Below are 22,699 nucleotides of genomic sequence, written 5' to 3' on the forward strand. Positions count from 1 at the left end.
GTGAGGGATTCAGATGCAAACCGTACAAACCAAATCCATTCAAGTAAAAGGGCTTCAAAAATGCTACAAGCAGCATCAAGTGCTCAAGGGCGTTGATTTCGAGGTGGAGAAGGGGAGTGTTTTCGCTCTCCTTGGCTCCAACGGGGCAGGCAAGACAACGGTTGTCCGTGCGGTGGGCAATTAGTCTGACCGGGCAATTTGCTGCTGTTGATGAAATATTAGAATTATGCTCGTGTCTTATATCTTTACAATGAGAGCATATAAACGAAAGAGAGGGGAAGCACATGCAAAAGATTACAACAGAAGATTTTAGTTCGCCACAAAATATGAAGGATGTTGTTGGCTTTTATAAAAAGCTAACGGAACAGCAAGAGCCGCTTATCCGATTAGATGATTATTATGGAATGGGACCGGCTTGGCTTGCGATTCACTATGAGGATACAGCAGCTATTCTCAAAGATCCTCGGTTTATTAAAGATGTGCGAAAGCTACAGCCTACACAAGAACAACCAGACTTAGAAGATCGATCTGAGAAGTGGGAATGGAGTATCAATTTTCCCAATATGCTGGACTCTGATCCTCCTGATCATACTCGTTTGCGCAGGTTAACAGCCAAAGCCTTTACTCCTCAAATGATCGTGAATTTAGAACCTCGCATTCAACAGATTGCAGATGAATTATTGGATGCAGTACAGAAAAAAGGAAAGATGGATCTTATTGCAGATTTCGCCTTTCCGCTACCATTTCGGGTTATTACCGAGATGCTAGGAATACCTGTTTTGTATCAACATAAAATTCGTGATTTGTGGGTGAGCATAAAGACAAATCCGCAGCAAGACCATCAAGCATGGATCAAAGCATATTACTCATGCATCCGAGCAACATTGGAAGAAAAACGAAAACATCCAACGGAAGATGTAATCAGCGCTCTTTTACATGCACACGATCAAGGGGATAAACTAAGTGAACCAGAACTGCTCTCTACTGTTCAATTACTCATTACGGCTGGACATGAGACTACAACGAATTTGATTGGAAATGGTATGGTTGCTTTGCAGAACCATCCCGACCAATTAGCATTGCTGCGCAGTAATCTTTCCTTGCTGCCTAATGCGATTGAAGAACTGCTTCGCTATGCTGGGCCGATCATGATTAGCTTGCGTTTTGCAGGTGAAGATATAACGATGCATGGGAAAAACATCCGAAAAGGTGACATGGTACTATTCTCTCTTGGCACAGCGAACTTTGATCCCAAACAATTTTCCAATCCTGAAGTATTCGATATTACGAGAAGTGAAAACGCTCATCTTGCTCTCGGCAAAGGTATTCATCACTGCTTGGGCGCGCCACTTGCAAGATTGGAAGCCAAGGTTGCCTTTCGTACTTTATTTAGACGCTTCCCTGATTTAAAATTGGCGGTTGATCCAGATGACTTGGTTTATAACCATAGTGGAATAGTGCGTTCCATTTCTAGCATCCCCATGACTTTCTAACCTTCGGTAATTCAACGCATTAATCATATCGTAGTCCATTGGACAGTTCGTCCAAACGCTCCCAATCTAGCACATATAACTTTTTCTTTTCTTTACGTAGGATATCCATTTCATTCAGCTTTACAATGACACGATTCAGATGCCGCGGAGTCGTTCCTATTAAAGATGCGATCTCAGAAATGTGCGGCGTCAGCATCTCCTTACCGAACTCATTTTTAAGATGTGTCGTTAATAGATAGCTTGCAAAGCGCTCCTCAACAGAAGCTAATAGATTGATTCTTGAAGCTGTGGTACAGGTTTGAAGTTTATAAGAAAGATGTTTTAGAAGCTCATTTAAAAAGTGATAATCTTTCATGAGTTCAGTTTCAACGGTCTTCTTGTTCACGTATAAAAAAGCAGTCGGCTGTACGGCTTCAACCTGAGACTGAATGACAACGTTTTGGATCAGCTCAATATCACCAAACACAGATAAAGGATGGCAGAACCGAAGCAGCAGCGCTTTTCCTGTCTCGACACTGGATGACACTTTTGTTTTTCCTGCAACTTGAAAATAAATGCCATCCAGTTCTTCTCCTTCTCTAAGTATGAGTTCATTAGGCTTATAGATGCGAAGTTGTAGTGGCAAGGAATTGGATTGCGATTGTGCGAAAAGATTATCGAGTTGATATTTTACGAGATAGTGCTGGATCATATCGCTATCATGAATCATTTTCATCGTATACTCCTCATTTCGGACATCTGTCCTTTTTATTATACAAGCAATTGATATGATAAAAATAAAAAGCGAAGGAGAATAAACGATGAAAATGGTTTTTGATTTGGACGGAACAATCTGTTTTTCGGGAAAGCCTTTAAGTAGCAAGATGATACAGGCGCTTGATTTCCTGGTGAATGACGGTCATGAAATTATTTTTGCTTCTGCGAGACCAATTCGTGATCTATTGCCCATAATTCCTGAGCATATGCACTCTTATTCGATGGAACAGGTACATAATGAGGAAAAACGAGTGGTTGAAAAAATTATAATTTTTTTGATTCTGTAGGATTAGACAAATATCACCTTAAAGTTCTCAATCTAAGTCGAATTATTAAATATAATTATGCGGGTAAAGTAATAAGCCATACTCATTTCTCTTAAAGCAATATTATTTTGAAAGATACATTAAACATTAGAAAAGTCACTAACGCTATACCGATAATTTGCAATATTAATGCTTTAAGTAACCCGTTCGACAAAAAGGTATATAAATTCAAATACATGTGGTTGACAAATGTTTGGAATGTGATAACATATTATTTTCCAAGTATAAATACTCCTAAAATTATCCTCGAATGTAATTTTTTCAACGGAAGTGCTTTGAATTATTATTCTATCCGAACCTTATACTCGATTATTTCTAAGAAATAGATAGTTACTGAAACCCATATGAAATTATTAAATAGTATATATATTAGATCATTCGATACTTATCAAATAAAATTGAGCATTTTAAAATCACGGTTATTTGCTTTATTCTTGTGAATTATATTCAAAAAACTTATATGACAACTTGCATAGATAGAGTTCAATTTGTTGTTAGATATATTTCGGGTATTAAATAATAGGGTCTGCATAAATATTATAATCTAACTCTAGAGAATTTTGAGAATAATACAGGCCTATGTCAAGACTTTTGCATTTATGTACTATTGTTGATAAGCTGGCCAGCTATATCATATAAGCAATTCAAGAGAAATAGAGGAGGATTCAAATGAAGAGATTTTCTATTTTTGCGACGACTATTCTTTTGTTTATTACAGTTTTTTCTGTTAACGTTACTGCAAAGGATCTTTCTATTGAAAAATTAAAGAGTATGGGCTTCTCTGATATTGAAATATCAGGAATGGATAATATTAAGAGAACTGTTCTATTAAAGATCTATGATAAATATAATGGAACTGCTAAAGTATTGTCTTCTGAAGCTCAGCCCTCCACTTTAAGTGGTATAGACGACATCAATGTTACAATTATTGGTGGAAACACAGGAAATTCTTGTATGAATGGTTTTACTTGTAAAGGGATAACTGTAATGGGTGGGGTTGATAAAGGCCCTTTGGAGTTTGACCAAATAAAACAAGTAGCATCTGGTACCGCCTGGTCTGATAATTGGAATGCAATAAATTATAGTGCTGAAGTACATTATGGAGACTATTGGGGGAATCCGGTTTATAAATCTATGAGCTTGATTTCGGCAGTGCCAGAAAGCGGTGTTTCTTTTGCGTTTTCCAGTGTTCCAAGTCATATTAATGATATCTATACTACTGTTGATGTTTCATTAAGACGTGCTTCGGGAGATACTGGTACAACAGATGCAGTAGGTGTAGTAGGCTATACAGGTAAAAGTATGCAAATTTCTGCATCCGTTGGTTATCCACCATCCGTTACGTTTACCCCATCTACTGACATCTATCAAAAGTCGCATCTTACATCATTTTATTATTAATTGAAAGTGCGTCTAACTTATGATTAATAGAATTAATCATAAGTTAGAATTTTTACGGAAGTTGATTAAGGAAAAAATGGCTGCACCTTCTGAGCCATTTTTTCCAGTTGAGGAGATAGATATGAGATTGAAGACAATTATACGTTATGTACTATTTTTAATTCCTATTCTCTCCTTGATATCTTGTCTTGGATCTAGTAAAAATATTAAAGACGCTATTGATTGGCAGGAGATTCATGATGATTTTTCAATTCTTCATACTTTTGATGTAGAAAATGGTCATATATCTTTATTTGAAAGAACTACTTACTCTGATATAGGAATAGCATATATCAACAAGTCTAGAAAAAAGTCTCTAACAAGTATTAACGGATATTTGAGTCAAAAAGCTGAAGCCCCTGAATGGATTTACTCATCAGGGAGTTTAGGTGGGGGAGTATACTCTATTTACTATGGAAGATTAGATGAAAGACCTAACGGAAAAGTATTTGTACAATTCAATAATCAAGGATTGAGCAAAGAGGCCACTTTAATAGAAGCAAGTTCTAGTATGATATGGGTTGTTATTTTTGATGAGAGATTTGAATCTAAAGATATTAGAATAATGTATAAATAATTTTGTTTTTAAGTGTGAAGTGTCGAGCTATATGACATGACAGTTTGTATAAATTATCAACTTCAGATTATTTAAGTTGTCTGCTAAATTCAAGAAGAGTTAATAAGAGAATGAAAATTTGATATATCCTTATCAAGTAATAAAAGCTATGCCTTAATGCTATGACCGTTTCCCGATTTTTTATCGGGGAACGGTCATTAATTTCTTAATTGAGACACTCGCGACTATAGAAATACATAATTAAAAAAACTTTACCTCATTATGTTATTGATAACAATTGGGAGATGTATCTTTTCTCTTTCAAAATGTGAAAATAACGAATGCACACAGCGTTGTCAAAGTAGTCCCACGCTCAGAATAGTGATAAATATTCCAATTTGGGTAGATTCATTGATAAGAGGTTGGGATGCAATAAAATCTATTTTTGCTATAAAATCCATTTTCATCGTGTTCTCCTCATTTCGGACATCTGTCCTTTTTATTATACAAGTAATTGATATGATAAAAATAAAAACGAAGGAGAATAAACGATGAAAATGGTTTTTGATTTGGACGGAACAATTTGTTTTTCAGGAAAGCCGCTAAGTAGCAAGATGGTACATGCGCTTGATTTCCTGGTGAATGAAGGCCATGAAATTATTTTTGCCTCAGCCAGACCAATCCGTGATTTGCTGCCTGTTATCCCAACACATATGCACTCTTATTCGATGGTAGGAGGAAACGGTGCATTTGTGGCAGCGCTAGGGAACATTTTATCGACCGTGCACTTTGATACAGGACTGACGGACAAGCTTATTCGACTGATACAGGAGTATGAGGCTAGTTATTTAATAGACAGCAGATGGGATTACGCTTATACCGGTGATGAGGATCATCCGATAAGACGAAATGTTGATCCAGATAGAAGGGCAGTACAAAGACCTCTTGAAGAGTTAAATGAGATCGTGAAAATAGTTATTTTACATAGTAATGATCAGCAAAGTTTACTAAGTGAGCTGCAGCAGCTTTCGATCGTTATTCATATGCATGGATCTGAGAACATTATTGATATCAGTCCAACAGGCGTGGATAAATGGGCAGGGTTGCAAGCATTGGGACTGCGTCCACAGGAGTTTATCGCATTTGGAAATGATGCGAATGACATGTCCATGTTCAAACACGCTCAACGCTCTATTTGTGTAGGGAATCATCCTGAACTTACGGACTTGGCCACGGAACAGGTACTTAATGAGGAAGAAAGAGTGGTTGAAAAAATTATAAATTTATGTCGTGAACATGTAGCTGTAGAGTACATGTAAGTTGCCTGTCCTTTTGTACGATGATGTACTTCACTTTCGTAATAATGAATAGCTGCTATGATGATGGTTGTTATGATCTGAAATAATTCGTTACTATTATGCTTTTATGTGGAATTCGCTATAATGGAAACAGTGAGTTAGGAAAGGAATGCAATTATAATGAAAGTCATCGTAGTAGGAGCAGGAATTCTAGGGGCGTCTACGGCCTACCACTTAGCAAAAATGGGTGCTGAGGTCCTGATCGTAGACCGCAAAGATAAAGGACAAGCTACAGATGCAGCCGCTGGCATCATTTGCCCATGGTTAACACAACGACGCAATCAAGCTTGGTACCGTCTCGCGAAGGCTGGTGCACGCTTTTACCCTGAATTGATTGAACAACTCGAAAGCGAAGGTGAAACCAAGACGGGCTATGCTCAAGTTGGATCGCTAAGTCTTCATCATGATGTGGAGAAAATCAACAAGATGGTAGAGCGAGCGCATCTCCGAAGAGAAGATGCACCAGAAATAGGGGAGATTACCCAGCTTCATGAAAATAAAGCCCGTGAGCAGTTTCCACTGTTAGCGGAAGGATATCATGCTGTACATATTAGCGGTGCTGCCCGTGTAGATGGTCGTGCGCTGCGAGATGCACTCTTTCGATCTGCACAAAGAAACGGGGCTGTCCTCATTCATGGGGATGCCACGCTGCAATATGAGTCGAATCGTGTATCTGGAGTGAAAGTCGGTGCAGAAAGCTACTCGGCTGATGCAGTTGTCGTGTGCGCTGGTGCATGGGCAAAGCCACTTCTACAGCCATTGGGCATTAACTTTAAGGTAACGTATCAAAAAGCACAAATTATGCATGTACAAGTTCAAGATGCACCAGACACGAGCACTTGGCCTGTAGTTATGCCTCCATCTGATCAATATTTGTTAGCATTTGATCATCAAAAGATCGTAATTGGAGCAACTCACGAAGATGATATAGAAGGCTACGATACAAGGGTAACATCTGGCGGCATGCAGGAAGTTCTGAATAAAGGGTTAACCTTGGCACCTGGATTAGCTAAGAGCACGTTTGAAGAAGTACGAGTTGGTTTTCGACCTTTTACACCGGGTTTTCTTCCAGTTATCGGTGCTTTTCCTGATTGGGATGGTCTTATTGCGGCTAATGGACTTGGCTCATCGGGCTTAACAATGGGTCCATTTATTGGGATGCAGCTCGCTAAACTGGCGCTAGGAATGGAACTGGATATCGATATAAATGATTACGATATTCGAAAAGCAATGGATGAAACCTGATTCAGTGAATAGCCTTGCTATTACAATAAAAAGTGCTGGGGAGTTGTTTCTCTCCTCTTGTAAATAAAAGTGAAAACAAATCCAGACAGTCCATTGACGAAGGATGATCTTATAAAGTTAGCTAAAACAATGGTTAAAAAGTAGACGATTAGCGGGTTCTTTTATCCAGTAATAATTAGAAACAATTACAGTCTTATGCGGCGGATCTCCTTCTCTGTGAGGAGTATCCGTCTTTTTTTACACACGTAAAAGCCTCTAATTAATTTAGTTACTTCGAAATAGTTCTCGCTTCTGATATCCTTGAACTTCCACGTGCCTTTATTCTTTCATACGAAAAAGATATGTAAAGTTAATTTTTTTAATATTTTTCATATGCGTTATAACCATGTTAGCATGTTTACATGTAAAAATGTAAGGAGTACATGAGGGTGCATCGCAGCTTTGTGTGAAATGGAGGACCTATCGATGAAAAAACTTTCTACTAAATTAGCTAGCTTATTGCTTATATCTGCTCTAGGAACAACAACCTTACCACTTTCTGTTCTCCACGCAGAACCAGCCATTAAGCAGGCCTTGACACAAGATATGGAACAAGCTGTTCAAGAACTCGCCAAGCTTCGAGTAATGACCGGCTACCAAGACGGCTCTATGAAAATACACAACGTACTCACTCGTGCAGAACTAGCGAAAATGGTCGTTCTTGCGTTTGGATTACAAGGTAAAGCGAATCAAGGAGCCACCTTCACGGATGTGTATTCGAAAGCATGGCATTACAAGTATGCGGCAGAGGTGGCAGCTCGAGATATCATGCAGACAAAAGACGGACGTTTTGAAGCGAATGGAACACTGACAGACGCAGAACTTGTGCAGATCGTAGCCAAGGCGTTAAATCGGGATGTGAAATCCGTGGAAAAGTGGGCACAACCTTTTTATTCAGAACGAAGCAATGCTACTCGCGGAGAAGCAGCGTATCTATTGAACATTGCCCGGCAAGCTAGTAAGGCTGAAGTCGGACAACCTGTAGAGGAGCAAGTAAACCAAGAAAACCAAAAGGGAGTGAAGGATATGGAGAAGTTGAATGGCGATTTGTTAGCAGCTGTGAAGCAAGGAAATCAAGTATTAGTTGTAAAGATTTTGAAAGATGGCGCTAATATAGATACAACGGATGAAAGAGGCCGGACTTCAGCGATGATCGCTGTACATACAAACCAGCTAGATCTGTTTAAACTGCTTGTCAAGCAGGGAGCTAATATCGACATTAGAGAAAATAATAAGGATAACCCGTTGCTATTTGCTGGAGCTGAAGGGAAGCTGGACTTTGTAAAAGCTGCGATTGCAGCAGGGGCTGATACGACGATTACTAACCGCTTTGGCGGCACTGCTCTTATTCCAGCAGCTGATCGTGGGCATGTCGAGGTTGTCCGGGAATTACTGACTAATTCCGACGTAAAAGTGAATCACGTAAATAACCTAGGCTGGACCGCTTTACTCGAAGCTGTCATTTTGGGAGACGGCGGGAAACATCATCAGGCGATCGTCAACTTATTGATTGAGCACGGAGCTGATGTCAACCTTGCTGATAATGATGGCGTGACTCCGCTGCAGCATGCTAAGAGCCGCGGCTATCAAGAAATGATTGATGCTTTGGAGCGTGCCGGCGGGAAATAGATTTTCATTCATAAAGGGATAGAGCAAGCCATTTATCTCTGGCACTCTATCTCTTTTTAGTTACATACAAGTAGAAGGAGTCATACATGACAGCTCATATGCAATCTAGCCAAGCGAATAGGAAACAGATTAAAGTTATTCCGCTTATGATGTCTTTACTCATTTGTGGTTTTATGGGGATGTTTAGTGAAACAGCCTTAAATATTGCCTTACGTGGTTTAATGATCGAATTTCAAATTTCAGCATCAACTGTACAATGGTTAACAACGAGTTACTTACTTGTTCTCGGTATTCTTATTCCTATTTCAGGGCTGCTTATTAAGAGGTTTCCGACTAGGAATTTATTTATTACGGGTGTTTGTTTTTCCGTGATAGGATTGTTCATTGCAGCAACTTCCTCTAGTTTCGTTATATTATTAATCGGTCGAATCGTTCAGGCAACGGGCACAGGTTTAATCACGCCTTTGTTGTTTAATACCGTTCTCGTTATTTTCCCCATACAAAAACGTGGAACAGCGATGGGTATTGTTGGCCTTGTTCTTATGTTTGCACCAGCGATTGGGCCGATGATTTCAGGATTTATTATTCAGCAGCTTGATTGGCACTGGATATTTTGGATACCGATACCGTTTTATTTGCTAGCCTTAGCGCTTGGTATCGTTTATTTGATTGATTTATCGACGGATAGGAAGCCCAACATCGATATGTTATCTATTATTTTCTCAACAATGGGTTTCGGAGGACTTGTGTTTGGGTTCAGTCGAGCTGGAGAAAATGAGGGATGGACGAGTTTGACTGTATTAATACCTCTCGTTGTCGGCGTAACTTCTCTGATTCTTTTTGTGATTCGGCAGCTGTCCCTAAAGGAGCCGATCCTGAATGTGAGGGTATTTACATATCCGATGTTTAGGATGGGGATCGGACTAACGGTATTAAGCAATATGATTATTTTTTCGAGCACCTTGCTTTTGCCGATGTTTATGCAGGGGGCGCTCGGCTTCACCTCAGCTGAGGCTGGATTATATTTGTTAGCTGGTGGAGTTTGCAATGGGATCATGGCACTTTTAAACGGACGTATTTTTGATAAATATGGACCGAGACGGCTGGTTATCCCGGGTTTTGTACTAGCAACGATTTCCGTTATCGTATTTACGAATTTATCTACTACGATTAATCCTGTAATCATTATTATTTTCCATACGTTACTAATGGTAGGAATGTCGATGACTACGACGCCTTCACAAACCAATGGTCTTAACCAACTGCCACGATCTATGTACCCGGATGGTTCAGCTATCGTCAATACGACGATTCAAACATGCGGTGCTATCGGAACAGCTATCGGTGTAAGTATTTTGAATGCGAGTCAACGCACCTATTTGGATCAGGCTAACCATTCTTCTAGCCCAGAAGTTCAAATCGAGGCATTGGTTTCCGGCGTTCAGCATGCCTATATATTTGCATCCATTGTTGCTGTTATCGGCCTTATTTGCTCTCTCTTCATCAAGCGAGTGATCGTTGGAGATGCGGAGAAAAGGGATAAACAAGAAAAAGGTAATTATTCATTAGAAAGCGATAGAGTGAGTTAATAGATGATAGAGTGATAAAAGGGAGCAATGCATAGTCGATGCAGAGCTCCCTTTTACATGTGAGTAATGATGATTACTTTCTTGTTTTTCTCCGTTTGTTGACCCATTTGTTCCGAGCAGTTCCGCCTCCTCCTACCGCATGCTGCTGTTTCGTTCCCGTGCTTTCGATGGCGGAGTTCGTGCCGCTAGTACTGTATTTCCCAGCGCCGCTTGCGATCTGTGTAGCTGATGCGTTAGGAGCATTTGCAGGAAGTTTTACAATTTGATCGTTGAGGACTACAACAATTTCTTTATAAGGACGACGAGATTTTCCCCAGTTATTTCGGCGGTTCAGTTTGTGATGAGCAGATTTCAACCATTTATTGGTGGCTATTCCTCCAGCTCCGACGCTCTGCTGCTGTTGGGTATAGGGTGACTTTATAGCAGCATTATTCCCAGCAGCACCGCTGCGGCCTGCACCACTTGCAATTTGTGTTGTATTGGGGGCATTCGTAAACTGATGGTTTACGACAAATACTAATCTATCTACTCCAGCAAGCGGTGTTCTAGTGACTATACGTTTCTTTCCTTTTTCTATAATTATAGTGAGTCTGTCAGATTTCTTAACCACGGACGAACATCCTCCTCATTCTAGTAGATCTTTCTAAAGTATATGTCTGGAAGAGGAATCGGAAAGGTATAGGTGTCAAGTAGGTTGTCGTATAGTTTTTATCGTTAGTAGATTAACGTTATTTTTCCCACACAATGCCCATAGCCCAGCCCAATTTATGAAGTCTGCAATTTGGTAATAACGATTCATATAAATCATGATATTGTTTTTCTGATAAATACTTATCAGATGCTAGATGTTCAAGCCATGATTTTGAAGTGTTGTGTTTGAAAATTCTAATGGCGTTTTTTAGCCCGAATTTGCGAAGATGTGGAGTAAACTCAAGAATTGCTCCAATCACATAGACGTAAGTAGGAGGAGTTTCTACCTCCGATACATTATCGAAAATGACCATTTTTCCGCCATCATTCAGTAAGCTTTTGATATGGTTTATAACACGCGGTATATCATTTAGATGATGAACAGTAGTCCGACTCACAATGAAATCAAATTTTTTATCAAAGGCAAGATGCTCTGCATCCATGTTGATGTAGGTTGTATTTGAACGCTGACGCTTCACTTGAGCTATTTTGAGCATTTCATCTGAAATATCGATACCAATGACCTCATCGAAATGAGAGGACAATTCATCTACAAGTATACCTGAACCGCAGCCAACATCTAAGGCTCGACCTCGTTGCAAGGGGAAGTTATTCATAAAAAAAGAGTAGTCATATAATAACGTGTTCACAAAATCATATTCTTCTGCAACTTTGTTAAATTGATGTATCGTTGTTTTCAAAACGGTTACCTCTTTTACACGTATTTAATCAGTTGTGATTACCATTTTTTTATTCGACACTAAGTTCTGTAATCCTTGATCTCTAAATATCGGCACGCAGAAACACTATATTACTTTTCGTGTTGACCTTACCCTTAGGGGAAAGTGTACAGTGAAAAAGAAGCAAGTTTCGATAAGGAAAGGATCAAGCAGTAACAGCCCATACCAAAAGGAAGAAGGGAGGCGAGTTGGTGCTAGCGATTGGCGAATTTTCAAAAATATGCGGAGTATCTACGAAAACGCTTCGCTATTATGCTGAGGTTGGACTACTGATTCCTGATGAGATAAATCCAGAAAACGGATATAGGTACTACTCCATCAGGCAGCTCAAAAAAATGATCTTTATCAATCGCTTGAAATCCTATCATTTTTCTCTGGAAGAAATCAGAGAGGTTCTAGAATGGGAGGAAGACCAATTCGAAGAAAGTCTTCATAAAGCCTTACATCGTAAACGAAGCGGGGTACAGGAAAAGATACAAGCTCTTGCGTATACCTTGAAGCAGATGAATAATGATATTTCCAAATTAGAAAAGAGCGTTCCTTTTATGTCTTATCTTGATGAGATAGAAATACAGCTTGTTGAAACGCCAACAATGAATATTCTTTCCATCCGTCAGCTGATAAGCAGTGATGATCTCGTTGCAGGATACGGACCGTATTTTAGCAGACTTTATGAAAAGGTTGCTGCCGATCAGCTTACGTTACTTGGCACGCCGATGACGATTTATCACAGTCCTGATTACAATCCTGCTGGCAATGATACGGAATTTGCTCTTCCAATAAAAGAGGCTGTCAAGGGAACGAGAGATTTGCTTGGAGGCCTTTGTGCCAAGTCTATTTTAAAAGGCCCTTATCCTGAATTGACCTCCGTATACGCCAAGCTGATGGAGTGGATAGAGCAGGAAGGCTATTCGTTGGTGAAATCCCCATACGAGGTATATATAACAGATCCTAGCCAAGTCACTGCTCCAGAAGAACTTGTTACCGAAGTGTATTTTCCTATTAAGAATAAATAAAGCGCAATCCGTTGTTTTCCTGAACTTTTACTGTAGAGAATTAAATGAATTCTACTCATGTAGGGAGGTACGATTTCATGAAAAGAAACGATTGGCCAACTACAACATGGCAAGCTATAGAACCGGATCTCTTGGACATGGATGTGAACAAGCTTACGGACCTCGACACTAAGATCAAATACGAGTACAGAAATATAACGGGTGTAGTTATTGCAAGACATGGATATATAGCCTACGAAAAGTATTACAACGGCTATGGTCCAGAAGATACACACCATGTAGCTTCTGTAACAAAGAGCATTTTATCTGCGCTTATTGGTATTGCGACAGACAAAGGATTTATCAAACATATTGATCAAACGGTACTCGATTTTTTCCCTGATTATATGCCAGATCTTGATGATAATCTGAAACAGAAAATAACGATACGCCATCTGCTTACGATGACAGTGCCTTATCCATTCGAGGATTGGCGCGAACCGTTGGATAAGCTGTGCATCCAGCCTGATTGGGTGACGTATACGCTAAATATGCTTGGCCAAGGAGGAAATCTTGGAACGTTTAAGTATTCCACTGCTGGAGCGCATCTGCTCTCCGCTATTATTACTCGCAGTACAGGAAAAAATGCACGAGAGTTCGCGAATGAACACTTGTTTAAGCCGATTGGTATGCAAGAAATCTCGAATTATGAAATGGAGTCATTTGGCTTCGATGATCTATTTGGGGAAAATGTAAAAGGGTGGGTGCATGACCCGCAAGGAAATTCTACAGGAGGATGGGGACTTACATTAAGTCCTAGGGATATGGCTCGTTTTGGTTTGCTTTATTTGAATCGTGGCGTTTGGGACAATCAATCGATCATTTCAGAAAAATGGATCCATGAATCAACAGCGATGAATCCCAATCATTACGGGTATCTATGGTGGATGCGTGAAGAAGTTGATGTTCGTGCAAACTTAGCACTAGGGGATGGAGGGAATGTCATTTGCTGCATCCCGCAATTGGACCTCGTTGTAGCCATTGCATCCTCTTTTGTAATGAATCCAAGTGATAGATGGACTCTAATTAAGCAGTTTATTATTCCGTCAATTAGAGCATAGCGTAAATTAGAAAAGCACATGGATACAAAGGTAAATCCATCCTACTGATACGTCATAGGATGGATTTTTATTGTGTCATCATCCGTTCACTACAAAAACATCAGCTGAATAAAAACGGGTATGAATCTTAATTCCACATTTTATGAGATTGACTATTTATACTACGCGTACTATGATCAGTGTGTAAACGGTTACACAAAACAAAGCACATTTTGATAGAAACAAGGGGTGCACACATGAAAAAACCTAAAATTACGGTTGTTGGCAGTTTAAACATAGACATGGTGAACGAAACAAAGCATTTTCCAAATCAAGGTGAAACCGTAATTGGAACCGCTTTCTATAGCTTTGTCGGCGGAAAAGGCGCTAATCAAGCAGTAGCTTGTGCCCGTCTTGGCGCACAAGTAACAATGATTGGCTGTGTAGGGGAAGATCATTTCGCGAAGCAACTCTTAGAAACACTAGATAGAGAAGGTATTACTACGAAATATGTGAAAACGGTTCCACATCAAACAACAGGCGTAGCAACGATAACCTTATATGATAACGATAACCGAATTATTGTTACACCCGGCGCCAATCACAGGCTTCTACCCGAAGATGTAGTGTCGCTAAAGGAAGTTATCGCTGATTCTGATATGGTCCTGCTGCAGCAGGAAATTCCTTTTGAGACGGTAGAAGCAACGATTAAGCTTGCAAATGAATTACAAGTTCCCGTTATGTTGAATCCCGCTCCAGCGATTGAGCTGCCTAGTGAGCTGTTGAAGCAGGTTGATGTTATAACACCAAATGAATATGAGCTTGCTGTATTGCTTGGACTCGATGAAAAGCAGGTACAATCGTTCGAGTACATTATTAAATGGTACCCGTATCGCATCGTAATGACAGGCGGAAGCAACGGAGCCTTTTATAAATCGCCTGATGGTCAGATTAAGCATGAACCAGGAAGACAAGTAGATGTTGTGGATACAACGGGGGCAGGGGACACCTTCAACGGAGCATTGGCGGTAAAGCTTAGCGAGGGTTCAACGCTAGAAGAAGCAGTGAAGTTCGCTGTAGCTGCCAGCGCGTTATCTGTAATGAAGCTTGGAGCACAGAGCGGCATGCCTTTACGTTCTGACGTGGAACGATATATGGAATCATGAAACTTAGACATATTATAGGACTTGGAGAGGGACTTAACGATGAAAAAAACTGGCATATTAAATAGTGACATCGCAGCAGTGATTGCCAAGATGGGTCATACCGATTGTATTGTAATTGGCGATTGCGGGCTGCCGATTCCAGATTCGGTTCAGCGAATTGATTTGGCTGTAAAGCTAGGCCTTCCATCCTACTTGGATACATTAGAGGCAGTATTAGCCGATATGGAAGTCGAATCCGTCACCATTGCAAGTGAAATGACGGAGCACAATGAAGAAATCTATGAAGGCACACAGCGACTGCTGGGCGATATTTCGATAAATCAAGTTTCTCATGAAGAGTTTAAAAAATTAACTTTTCAAGCTAAAGCAGTCATACGTACAGGCGAAGCAACACCATACGCGAACATTATTCTTCAATCAGGTGTTTTCTTTTCATAAAAACTTTTGTTTAGCAAAAGGGGTGATATAGATGGAAGCATTATTCGAAATGACAGGCATTTATAAATCCTTTTCTTCCGTACAAGTTTTAAAAGGTGCTGCGTTTCAGCTCAAGCCTGGCGAGATTCACGCGCTAATGGGTGAGAACGGTGCAGGCAAATCGACGCTGATGAAAATACTAACAGGCGTTTACAAAGCGGACTCCGGCTCGATTAAAGTGAAGGACAAAGAGGTCATGTTTACGGATCCGAAGCAAGCTGAAGAAATGGGTGTCGCGATTATCCATCAAGAGCTAAACATTATTCCAAAGCTGACCGTAGCGGAAAACATGTTTCTCGGTAGACAGCTTACTTATGGCAAAACAGGATTTGTACGGGATAAAGAAATGAAGCGCAGAACCCGAGAATATTTGCAGCGATTAGGTGTTGATATCGATCCAGATGTACCGGCAGATACATTATCAATTGGGCAACAGCAAATGATCGAAATTGCGAAAGCGCTATCAAAAAATGCCGAGGTCCTTATTATGGACGAGCCTACTGCGGCTTTGACGGATCGGGAAATCGAAGCATTGTTTAAAATCATGAACCAGCTCCGCAGTGAAGGAGTCGGCATCGTCTACATTTCGCATCGAATGGAAGAAATCTTTCTCATGTGCGACCGCATTTCTGTACTACGAGATGGTTCGTTTATTGGCACGGAGAACATTGCTGAAACGACGATTGATCATATTGTTCATATGATGGTAGGCCGCGAGATTGGCGAGCGTTACCCAGAGCGCAATAGCAAAATCGGCGCTGAACGACTGCGGGTTGAAAACTTAAGTGACGGTAAGAAGGTAAGTGGAATTAGTTTCTCAGCTGCAGCTGGAGAAATCGTAGGTGTCGCTGGGCTAATGGGAGCAGGACGAACGGAAATCGCACGGATGCTGTTCGGAGCCGACAAGAAAAAGCAGGGCAAAATCTTTATTGACGGACAAGAGGTATCGATAACAAGTCCATCAAAAGCGATTGAATCAGGAATTGTATTCGTAACGGAAGATCGAAAGCATCAAGGGTTAGTGCTAGGGATGTCTGTCCGTGAAAATTTATCATTAACCAACTACAAGCATATTTCAAACTCTGGTGTTATTTCGTCCAAGAAGGAAGAAGAGCTTTCTGAGAAAATGATTAAGCGCTTCCATATTCGAACGCGTGATCCCGAACAGACCGTGAAATCGCTAAGTGGAGGCAATCAGCAGAAGGTAGCCATTGGAAAATGGCTGGGCGAACTGCCTAAAGTGTTTATTCTGGATGAGCCAACAAGAGGGGTAGACGTTGGGGCGAAAAAGGAAATTTACACAATGATGAACGAGCTGAGTGAACAAGGCGTCACCATCATTATGATTTCATCGGATTTGCCTGAGGTTCTAGGAGTCAGCGACCGTGTCATCGTCGTTCATGAAGGACACATCGCTTCGATATTGGACAAATCACAAATGAATCAGGAAACAATTATGCATGCAGCGACAGGGGGAAGCAGCAATGGCCACTGACAAAAAACAGCTATCATCGACATTGCAAAAGCTAGGTCCACTCATCGGACTCCTTATTATTATAGCTATATTAATTATTGCAAGTCCTAACTTCTTGACTCTCAACAATATATTGAATGTGTTCCGCCAAGTATCCATTAATGCGTTAATCGCGTTCGGGATGACCTTCGTTATCCTGACTGGGGGCATTGATTTATCAGTCGGCGCTACACTTGCATTATCGGGGGCATTGACCGCAGGGTTGTTGAATGGCGGAATGGACCCAGTAACAGCCATCATGATTGGACTTGCTTCCGGTGCTGTAATGGGGACCATTAACGGTGTTCTCGTGACGAAAGCGAAGATAGCACCATTTATTGCAACGTTGGCGACAATGACCATATACCGCGGTTTAGCACTTGTTTATACGGATGGTAGGCCGATAACCGGATTTAATAGTGAATTTTTCACACTCGTTGGTGGAGGTTACTTCTTCGGGATTCCGGTGCCAGTCATCATCATGGTCATGATATTCGCCGTACTATTCTTCATCCTACGCAAGACGACTTTCGGCAGAAACGTATACGCAATTGGGGGCAATGAAGAAGCTTCACTTCTTTCTGGTATTAAAACGGGACGCGTTAAAATTTATGTGTACGCGCTGACTGGCTTGCTAGCATCGCTTGCAGGGATTATTCTTACGTCTCGTCTGAACTCTGCACAGGCAAATGCCGGTATGGGCTATGAGCTAGATGCCATTGCAGCGGTCGTGCTGGGAGGTACCAGCTTATCTGGCGGTAAAGGATGGATTGTGGGTACGTTAGTAGGGGCGCTCATTATTGGCGTATTGAATAATGGCTTGAATTTGCTAGGTGTTTCCTCCTTCTATCAGCAAGTTGTTAAAGGGTTGGTTATCTTGTTGGCAGTCTTGCTTGACCGTAAGAAAGCGAATAGTTAACTTCTAAACAAACTAACAATGAATACTACATGAAAAGGGTGGTTACAACATGAAAAAGACAACTAAACTACTAAGTATCGGTTTGACGGCAGTTCTGCTCCTTGCAGGTTGTTCAACAACGGCACCCGGCTCAAATAATAATGAAGCTGCACAAGGTGGCAATAAAACAGATGGTATTAAAATTGGACTAGCCGTATCGACGCAAAGTAATCCGTTCTTCGTTACGTTAAAGGAAGGTGCAGAGAAAGCCGCGGCAGCTGGTTCAGCTGAGTTGATTACGGTTGATGCGCAGGATGATGCAGCTAAACAGGCGTCCTCCATCGAGGACCTCATCCAACAGCAGGTAGATGTTATTATTATTAACCCTACAGACTCAGGAGCTATCATTCCAGCTGTTGAATCTGCAAATGCAGCAGGAATTCCGGTTATTACGGTCGACCGCACATCTGATGGTGGTAACGTAACGACGCATATCGCATCTGATAACAAAGCAGGCGGCGTACTAGCGGCTAAGCATATTGCTGAGCAGTTGGGCGGCACGGGGAAAATGATTGAGCTTGAAGGGATTCCGGGCTCTTCCGCAGCACGTGAGCGTGGTGCAGGCTTTAATGAAGAAATAGCAAAATCAAGCGGTATTCAAGTCGTAGCGAAGCAGCCTGCTGATTTTGACCGTGCGAAAGGCTTGACAGTAACGGAGAACATTTTACAAGGAAACAAAGATATTAAAGCAATCTTCGCACACAATGATGAAATGGCTCTAGGCGCACTTAAGGCAATTGAAGCATCTGGTACAAAGGGCATCACGGTTGTTGGGTTTGATGCGACAGATGATGCAGTGAAGCAAGTAGCTGATGGAAAGTTGAGTGCAACAGTAGCTCAAAAACCGGAGAAGATAGGAACTTTAGCTGTCGAAACGGCAATGAAAATTGCAAAAGGTGAGACGGTTGAAGCTTCGATTCCTGTCGAACTTGAGCTCATTACAAAAGATACAGCTAGCAAGTAATCTAATTTAGTAAAATAAGTTGTACATCTAACAAACAAGTGTGTTTATGTTCTTTGAGCGTAGCACACTTGTTTTTTTAAAGGCTCTTTCCGTATACTTTATAGGAAGGTTACTCGTGAAAGGTTTTGTTATGAATGACGACAATTAGAGATGTTAGCAAGCTAGCGGGTGTATCTGTAGCAACGGTTTCCCGACTGCTTAATCAAAGCGGTTATGTGAGTAAGGAAGCAGAGATCGCAATTATGGCAGCGATTCAAAAATTAAACTACAAGCCAAACAATATTGCAAGAAGCTTGGCTGGCAAAAAAACGGCTGCTGTTGCCTTGATGGTGCCCGATATTTTAAATCCCTTTTTCCCAGAAATCGCTCGTGCAGCAGAAGATGCTGCTGCGGCTGAAGGTTATACGCTCGTGCTATGCAACACGGACGATAACCCTGCTAAAGAAAAACAGTATATCGAAACGCTTATTAACAAGCAAATTGACGGTATTATTATTTCATCTTATACGATTCAACCTGAGCAAATCATTGCTTTGCAGGATCGTTCCATCCCGGTTGTAGCTATCGATAAATCTTTTCCTGACCATCCGATCGTTACCATTACAGCGGCCAATCGTCATGGCGGTGAAATGGCAGTTAACCATCTTTTATCTATTGGTAGTCGCAAGATTGCTCATATTTCTGGTCCTACGCATGTGCATGCATCTAGAGAAAGAACGCTTGCCTATGAAGAAATTTGCAAGGAGCTTCCCTGGTTTACACCAAGCCTAATTGGTTACGGCAACTTTACGGTAGCGGGGGGCTATCAAGCTATGAAGGACATTTATAAGAAGCACCCTGATGTTGACGGTGTATTTGCAGGGAACGATTTGATGGCGGCCGGAGCATTGAAGGCACTGATAGAGCTAGGCGTTAGGGTACCTGAACAGGTGAAGTTAATCGGCTTCGACGGCATTCGAATGGATATGGTGTACCCTGAGATTACAACGATCTCCCAGCAAATTTACTCCTTCGGCGAAACTGCGATGAATTACTTAATCCGTTTAATTAACAATGAGCCAGTTGAGCGTAAAAATTACGAGTTTGATGTAGAACTGCTGCGCAAGGGGACAACTTGATGTAATTCTATTTACAAATGATTGTGCCACATCAATAACGAATCAGCCAGCAGGCTCCACGAGTTAAAGTGGGGCCTGTTTCTAGTACGTTCATATGTTTTATATGTTATTGAAAGTAGGGATGTGCTTGGCGTTTCGATTTCATTACGTTATCATATTGAACTAGAGAATAAATGATCTCCATGTAAATAAACATGAGATGGTAATACGGAGGTGAGGACATGGCTCTAGAAAAGAGCTGGAAACGTACAATTGCGCTATTCATGACTAGTCAAACGGTTTCTATGTTCGGTTCGACATTAGTTCAGTATGCAATCATGTGGCACATCGTGCTAACGACGCAATCAGGTATCATGTCAACGATTTATATCATTTGCGGTCTCGTACCAACTTTCTTACTTTCTCCGTTTGCTGGCGTATGGGCCGATCGATATAATCGAAAAAAGTTGATCTTGCTGTCTGATTCAACCATTGCGCTGTCAACACTTCTCTTAGCGATATTATTTCTAGCTGGCTATGATTCACTCTGGATGCTCTTTGTTATATCGTCCATCCGCGCATTTGGGGCTGGAGTCCAAACACCTACAGTCGGAGCCTTACTTCCCCAATTAACTCCATCAGACAAGCTGACTAAAGTAAATGGGATCAACAACAGCCTTCAATCCTTCGTTTTTCTTCTATCTCCTATGCTGAGCGGTGCTTTACTGACCATTGCTTCTATCGAATTCATATTATTCATTGACGTGATTACAGCTGCTATAGCCGTGCTTATCTTGCTGTTGTTCGTGCGGGTGCCCGACCATGATAAAGTTTCCGAACAGCAATCTCTTAGCTATTTTGAAGATATGCGCTCTGGCTTTGCCTACATCAATAAGCAGCGATACGTGAAGACCTTTTTCATCTATACCGCATGCTTCATGATATTAGTTGCTCCGGTTTCTTTTTTAACACCACTGCAGGTTACACGGAGCTTTGGCAGTGAAGTGTGGAAATTAACAGCGATTGAAATTGTGTTTTCCATCGGCATGATAGCAGGAGGGCTTCTAGTCGCTTTTTGGGGAGGTTTCAAGAACAAAATACACACGATGGCATTGTCGAGTGTTGCGATTGGTATTTGTACCTTCGCTCTTGGCATCGTTCCACTATTTTGGATATACCTCATTTTCGCTGGGATCACCGGTGTCGCTGTGCCGTTCTTTAACACGCCTTCAAACGTCCTCTTGCAGCAAAATGTCGAAGAAAATTATATGGGCAGAGTCTATGGGGTTTACGGGATGCTGTCAACTAGCATGATGCCGTTAAGCATGCTAGTATTTGGTCCAGTCGCTGATCTTATTCCGATCGAGTGGATATTAATAGGGACAGGCATACTGCTTTTTGCACAGGGACTCGCCATGTTTGGCAGCAGAGCACTTGTCGAGGCGGGGGAGGCCAAATCATAGTAAAATGCGAATGATTAAGCATTCTTTGTACACATTCGTCCCCATTAGGAAAAGAAGCGCCCGGTCGTTGTTCGCTGTTCCATGACTGGGTGCTTCCTATTAGAATTTTTCAATTAGAAATCAGACTGTGCTGTATCATGATGTCCCATTATAAATTTGCGAAACGCCTGTGCCGCAAGGGATAGATAATGTTCTTCAAGCCATATTAAATGAGGCGTCCACTGACATAGCGGTTCTTCAATATGAAGCAAATGAAGAGGTGGCAGTTCTCGCTTTGCGACTGCTGGCAGAAATGCAACTCCGAGACCAGCTCGAACTAAACTGCTAATCGCTGCGGGTTCATCGCCTTCGCAGATGAGATTCGGTATGAAACCCGCTTTATTGCAAAATTCATCGGTAATCCTCCGAAAGCTGTATCCCTCTTTCAAATTGATGAATGGATCATTGGCTACCTCGCTGAGACGAATACTGCTGCGCTCCGCAAAACGATGCGTAGATGGCACAGCCAGCATAATTTCTTCCGTCTGCAATGGAAGATTACAAATGCCAGGTTGTTCGATCAATGAAGTAGCGATACAAAAGTCGATTTCCCCTTTGTCCAGCAACTCAACCATGACTTCCTCTGTAATGGCTTGAGTAATGCGGAAGTTTACATGGGGATGCAGCGAGAGAAAAGGGCCTAAATAATCAGCGACCCGATGTAAAGTTGTGGTGGCTAATAAAATACTGCCTTGTTCCAAGCCTGCCATGTCTTCCATTTCACGACGACCTTCTTCTAACGCACCAAGAGCTTTGTCTACATGTTTAAGATAAGCTTTACCGAACACATTAAGACGAATTTGTCGCCCGACCCGATCAAACAACTTCACGCCCAAATCCTCTTCCAAACGTGCAATCATCACACTAAGGGCAGGTTGAGCGATATGCAGCTCTCGCGCTGCTTTCGTCATATGTTCGGTACGAGCTACGGTCTGAAAATATTTGAGCTGCAGCAAGTCCATTGTACGTTACCACCTTAATCCATATCATTTACATTATTAATATGATAAACATTTATATATTTTTCATTATGTACAATTCATTTTACAATAATAAATGTACCGGC

The 22,699-nt window shown here is 41.2% G+C and carries 20 protein-coding genes and 3 pseudogenes; 19 read left to right on the forward strand and 4 right to left on the reverse strand.

Features of this window, described 5'->3' with window-relative positions; translation table 11 throughout:
• Nucleotides 1–13: 13 nt before the first annotated feature.
• Both NQ117_RS01695 and NQ117_RS01700 read left to right on the forward strand, forming a co-directional pair.
• Nucleotides 14–166: pseudogene (locus tag NQ117_RS01695) on the forward strand (ATP-binding cassette domain-containing protein); the annotation flags it as partial.
• Nucleotides 167–284: 118 nt separating this feature from the next.
• Nucleotides 285–1,493, forward strand: coding sequence for a cytochrome P450 family protein (locus tag NQ117_RS01700; protein ID WP_258276301.1), 1,209 nt, complete (start codon nt 285–287; stop codon nt 1,491–1,493).
• A gap of 19 nt (nt 1,494–1,512) precedes the next feature.
• On the opposite strand, the gene NQ117_RS01705 is transcribed toward NQ117_RS01700, so the two are convergent.
• A complete protein-coding gene (locus NQ117_RS01705) occupies nt 1,513–2,208 on the reverse strand; it encodes a Crp/Fnr family transcriptional regulator (RefSeq protein WP_258276302.1) in 696 nt (231 codons plus the stop codon).
• An 85-nt stretch (nt 2,209–2,293) separates the two neighbouring features.
• On the opposite strand from NQ117_RS01705, the pseudogene NQ117_RS01710 reads away from it, so the two are divergent.
• The 8 genes and pseudogenes from NQ117_RS01710 to NQ117_RS01745 form a co-directional block, all read left to right on the forward strand.
• Nucleotides 2,294–2,473: pseudogene (locus NQ117_RS01710) on the forward strand (HAD hydrolase family protein); the annotation flags it as partial.
• Between the two features lie 771 nt (nt 2,474–3,244).
• Nucleotides 3,245–3,976: a hypothetical protein gene (locus NQ117_RS01715; RefSeq protein ID WP_258276303.1), complete on the forward strand. Its 732-nt coding sequence runs from the start codon at nt 3,245–3,247 to the stop codon at nt 3,974–3,976.
• Between the two features lie 19 nt (nt 3,977–3,995).
• Nucleotides 3,996–4,592 carry a hypothetical protein gene (locus NQ117_RS01720; protein ID WP_258276304.1) on the forward strand — a complete coding sequence of 199 codons (597 nt, stop codon included), beginning with the start codon at nt 3,996–3,998 and terminating at the stop codon, nt 4,590–4,592.
• A gap of 530 nt (nt 4,593–5,122) precedes the next feature.
• On the forward strand, nt 5,123–5,890 hold the full coding sequence (locus NQ117_RS01725) for a Cof-type HAD-IIB family hydrolase (RefSeq protein WP_258276305.1): 768 nt from the start codon (nt 5,123–5,125) through the stop codon (nt 5,888–5,890).
• Nucleotides 5,891–6,046: 156 nt separating this feature from the next.
• Nucleotides 6,047–7,174, forward strand: coding sequence for an NAD(P)/FAD-dependent oxidoreductase (locus tag NQ117_RS01730; RefSeq protein ID WP_258278129.1), 1,128 nt, complete (start codon nt 6,047–6,049; stop codon nt 7,172–7,174).
• 585 nt (nt 7,175–7,759) lie between these two features.
• Nucleotides 7,760–8,014 (forward strand): annotated as a pseudogene (locus NQ117_RS24225) (S-layer homology domain-containing protein); the annotation flags it as partial.
• 225 nt (nt 8,015–8,239) lie between these two features.
• On the forward strand, nt 8,240–8,842 hold the full coding sequence (locus NQ117_RS24230; RefSeq protein ID WP_258278130.1) for an ankyrin repeat domain-containing protein: 603 nt from the start codon (nt 8,240–8,242) through the stop codon (nt 8,840–8,842).
• A 98-nt stretch (nt 8,843–8,940) separates the two neighbouring features.
• Nucleotides 8,941–10,431: a DHA2 family efflux MFS transporter permease subunit gene (locus NQ117_RS01745; RefSeq protein WP_258278131.1), complete on the forward strand. Its 1,491-nt coding sequence runs from the start codon at nt 8,941–8,943 to the stop codon at nt 10,429–10,431.
• Between the two features lie 73 nt (nt 10,432–10,504).
• Here the strand turns inward: NQ117_RS01745 and NQ117_RS01750 are convergent, their stop codons facing one another.
• Together NQ117_RS01750 and NQ117_RS01755 are read right to left on the reverse strand one after the other, a co-directional pair.
• Nucleotides 10,505–11,041: a hypothetical protein gene (locus NQ117_RS01750; RefSeq protein WP_258276306.1), complete on the reverse strand. Its 537-nt coding sequence runs from the start codon at nt 11,039–11,041 to the stop codon at nt 10,505–10,507.
• 118 nt (nt 11,042–11,159) lie between these two features.
• A complete protein-coding gene (locus NQ117_RS01755; protein WP_258276307.1) occupies nt 11,160–11,822 on the reverse strand; it encodes a class I SAM-dependent methyltransferase in 663 nt (220 codons plus the stop codon).
• Nucleotides 11,823–12,052: 230 nt separating this feature from the next.
• Between NQ117_RS01755 and NQ117_RS01760 the strand changes: the two genes are divergently transcribed.
• The 9 genes from NQ117_RS01760 (at nt 12,053) to NQ117_RS01800 (ending at nt 21,594) form a co-directional block, all read left to right on the forward strand.
• Complete coding sequence (locus NQ117_RS01760) at nt 12,053–12,877, forward strand: MerR family transcriptional regulator (RefSeq protein WP_258278132.1); 825 nt, start codon at nt 12,053–12,055, stop codon at nt 12,875–12,877.
• A 77-nt stretch (nt 12,878–12,954) separates the two neighbouring features.
• Nucleotides 12,955–13,977, forward strand: coding sequence for a serine hydrolase domain-containing protein (locus NQ117_RS01765; RefSeq protein ID WP_258276308.1), 1,023 nt, complete (start codon nt 12,955–12,957; stop codon nt 13,975–13,977).
• 236 nt (nt 13,978–14,213) lie between these two features.
• Nucleotides 14,214–15,122, forward strand: a complete 909-nt coding sequence (gene rbsK, locus NQ117_RS01770) for a ribokinase (RefSeq protein WP_258276309.1) — start codon at nt 14,214–14,216, stop codon at nt 15,120–15,122.
• A gap of 39 nt (nt 15,123–15,161) precedes the next feature.
• Nucleotides 15,162–15,560 carry a D-ribose pyranase gene (rbsD, locus tag NQ117_RS01775; protein ID WP_258276310.1) on the forward strand — a complete coding sequence of 133 codons (399 nt, stop codon included), beginning with the start codon at nt 15,162–15,164 and terminating at the stop codon, nt 15,558–15,560.
• Between the two features lie 31 nt (nt 15,561–15,591).
• Entirely contained in the window at nt 15,592–17,094 is a 1,503-nt protein-coding gene (locus NQ117_RS01780) for a sugar ABC transporter ATP-binding protein (protein WP_258276311.1), read from the forward strand.
• Nucleotides 17,084–18,031, forward strand: coding sequence for an ABC transporter permease subunit (locus NQ117_RS01785; RefSeq protein WP_258276312.1), 948 nt, complete (start codon nt 17,084–17,086; stop codon nt 18,029–18,031). Before NQ117_RS01780 ends, NQ117_RS01785 begins: the two co-directional genes overlap by 11 nt.
• Nucleotides 18,032–18,080: 49 nt before the next feature.
• Complete coding sequence (locus NQ117_RS01790) at nt 18,081–19,034, forward strand: D-ribose ABC transporter substrate-binding protein (RefSeq protein WP_258276313.1); 954 nt, start codon at nt 18,081–18,083, stop codon at nt 19,032–19,034.
• A gap of 134 nt (nt 19,035–19,168) precedes the next feature.
• Nucleotides 19,169–20,152, forward strand: coding sequence for a LacI family DNA-binding transcriptional regulator (locus NQ117_RS01795; protein WP_258276314.1), 984 nt, complete (start codon nt 19,169–19,171; stop codon nt 20,150–20,152).
• A gap of 221 nt (nt 20,153–20,373) precedes the next feature.
• A complete protein-coding gene (locus NQ117_RS01800; protein ID WP_258276315.1) occupies nt 20,374–21,594 on the forward strand; it encodes an MFS transporter in 1,221 nt (406 codons plus the stop codon).
• Between the two features lie 113 nt (nt 21,595–21,707).
• Here the strand turns inward: NQ117_RS01800 and NQ117_RS01805 are convergent, their stop codons facing one another.
• Nucleotides 21,708–22,595: a LysR family transcriptional regulator gene (locus tag NQ117_RS01805; RefSeq protein WP_258276316.1), complete on the reverse strand. Its 888-nt coding sequence runs from the start codon at nt 22,593–22,595 to the stop codon at nt 21,708–21,710.
• Between the last annotated feature and the right edge of the window lie 104 nt (nt 22,596–22,699).

The sequence above is a fragment of the Paenibacillus sp. SC116 genome, from assembly GCF_024733555.1.
Classification (GTDB): Bacteria; Bacillota; Bacilli; order Paenibacillales; family Paenibacillaceae; genus Paenibacillus_B.